This is a genomic window from Bacillus cereus group sp. N6 (assembly GCF_016483705.1).
GTDB lineage: Bacteria > Bacillota > Bacilli > Bacillales > Bacillaceae_G > Bacillus_A > Bacillus_A wiedmannii.
In genome coordinates this window covers 1-2471 of sequence record NZ_JAEHBI010000137.1, presented here as the reverse complement: position 1 = coordinate 2471, position 2471 = coordinate 1, and the positions used below count along the sequence as shown (strand labels likewise).

Below are 2471 nucleotides of genomic sequence, written 5' to 3'. Positions count from 1 at the left end.
AAGTATCTCATGTATCATTCTCCTCAACTCAATCTTCCTACAGTTTAGCTTTAGTTAAAAAACTTTGCAACGGAACCCCCTTTAGTTTGTTCATTTTTCATTTCAATTACAGCAACTTCCCCTGTTTTCACTTCAAATGTTTTTGGATTTTGATCCAAAACATATCCTACAGGCGCCTTCGTTTCTTTTACAATATAGGTTCCTAGCTCTAAATTACCAAGTTCAGCAATTCCTTTGTCGTTAGCCGTAATCGTTCCCATGCTTTGTTGGTTACTGTTAAAGACTTCAAATACTGCACCTGGAAGTGGCTTTTTATTCTCATCCACTTTCATTACTTTGAGTGAACCATTTGCTTTCCAGTACACTTGTAAATCTGTACTTACTTGCTCTGTACTACGTTCTAATAGTACCGTTGCATCCTGGATTGTCTCGGTTCCCTTATATACAATTGCATTGTAATTCGTTAAATTTGAAACGACTTTTAAAGATAGTTCATTACTCTTAGAGGATTTTGGAACTTGTATACGGAACTTTTCTCCTAGTTGGAACGTTTCTTTTGTTTCACCTTGCTCTGTAACAACCCGCGTACCTTCTGGTGCATTGTTCATTTGTACTTTGAATGTACCCTTCTTCGCGTTTGTTTGTACTGCATATGTTGTAGTTTCAAAGTATGCACCATTTAACTGTGCTTCTTTCTTATCGGTTGGAATCACATTCATGTATACATCTTGTGTGTCTTGACTCTGATCCGCTGCATGAATGATTGCTTTCGTTGCTTTTTCAACAGCCGCATCTTTAAATTTTAACTCTGCCGTATTGATTTGCCCCAATGAATTCCATAAGGCCAGCTGTGTTGAATAATGTGCCTGTTCCCAAGTGGAAACGCCTAATTCTTCTGGACTCTTTTGTGGGTATCCATTTAACAAGACACGGTACACAATATCATTTGTTCGGCCACTTTCAGGAAGATCTGAACCATTTGGAGACTTGAGTCCATAGACCAGGCAATAGGCAACTTGCCCCTTCGAGTTTTTCAATAGTTCGGTACGTATGTCTTTCCCAAACTGTGGAGAATACGCCCACTTCATCTCGTACTTTTCACGATTAATGACCTCTGCACTTGCTTTATTAAGCGGTATGAAGAAGCTCATGAGCAATAAGAATACACTCATGACGAGTAGTAATGCTTGATAGGATCGTTTCAAAATCATTTTTACAGCTCCTTTAGTAGTATCAAGTTTTCAAAGAACAGTTTATCAGACTGAATATTCTGTGTTTTTTTGAGAAAAAACTTTACTATTTGGTACTTTTTCAAAATAAATTAACTATCACCATCACCTATCTTTACAAATGTAATGTAAAATAGGTACTGTCCTACTTATAAAGCTATTTCTTTCGCAAAATATGGAAATCATTTTAAAAAGGCATAATTATATAACTCTTGCCCGGTAGTATGTTGGAATAAATAATTCCTCTACTGGCAAATTAAAATAATTCGCAATCATTTTAGCACGTTCAGCATTCGTACTTTTTTTTGTACATTCGATTTCTTGCAAGACTCCTTTTTTAATATTTAAATCTCTTGCAATTTCACCAATTGAAATTGAATGCTCTTCACGAATTTTTCTAAAAACCGTAGATCGATTGTTGTTATACATTTGTTTCACTTCCTTATTTTTATTATAGAACGCTTAAAGCTGACAGTCAACAAAAAAATATAAATATTTTATACTTTTTTATAATTTTTTTATATACTAGAGAGGGGAACTTATAATGAATACTTTTGGACAAAACTTAAAGAAACTCAGAGGAATGAGGGCTATGAGTAGAAAGGACTTAGCTAATGAACTAGATATTCCTTATGTAACTTTAACAACTTGGGAAAGTGGAAGTAGAATACCCAATAGCGACAAATTGGTTCCAATTGCAAACTTTTTTGGGGTAAGTGTATCAGATTTGGTAGAAAAGACAATAAATAATAATGAGATTTTAAATATGTACCATAAATCAAACGGGGATTGTGAAGATCCTATTAAGCGCTTAACTGCTGCGCTTTATGAAAAATATAAAAGCGTACCGGATCAATATAAAGCTGAAATTGAAAAAGAAATTCTTCGATACGCCGATTTACTAAAATTAGATATAGATCAAAAAAATAAAGATAATGAGTCTAATCCCTCATAATTCATCGATTTCTATATATTGTTCACATTGATCAAATAGGTGGCTACAAAATTCTAAGCCTAAATTATTATCAGTTATAATTGTTTCGATAATCTCTTTAATATTAGCCATAAAAAAACCTCCATTAATGTGTACTTATATTGTTCCATTCGTCATTTTCTAATTTTAGGTAATACAGAATGCTTTATAAACGAAGAAAAGACATCAATGATGATATTATCCCCTTAAGGTAGACAGTGTAAAAAGACCATGAATACACATGGATGTTACACTTTTACTTGGAGGGG

2 protein-coding genes and 1 pseudogene are annotated in these 2471 nt (G+C 33.8%); 1 reads left to right on the top strand and 2 read right to left on the bottom strand.

The genetic code is table 11. The annotated features are described in order from the left end of the window. Positions 1 to 77: 77 nt before the first annotated feature. Both JDS99_RS30355 and JDS99_RS30350 read right to left on the bottom strand, forming a co-directional pair. Positions 78 to 1211: pseudogene (locus tag JDS99_RS30355) on the bottom strand (SpaA isopeptide-forming pilin-related protein); the annotation flags it as partial. 219 nt (positions 1212 to 1430) lie between these two features. Further along, positions 1431 to 1658, bottom strand: a complete 228-nt coding sequence (locus JDS99_RS30350; RefSeq protein WP_199696434.1) for a helix-turn-helix domain-containing protein — start codon at positions 1656 to 1658, stop codon at positions 1431 to 1433. A gap of 115 nt (positions 1659 to 1773) precedes the next feature. Between JDS99_RS30350 and JDS99_RS30345 the strand changes: the two genes are divergently transcribed. Further along, positions 1774 to 2184: a helix-turn-helix domain-containing protein gene (locus JDS99_RS30345; RefSeq protein ID WP_199696433.1), complete on the top strand. Its 411-nt coding sequence runs from the start codon at positions 1774 to 1776 to the stop codon at positions 2182 to 2184. Positions 2185 to 2471 lie beyond the last annotated feature (287 nt).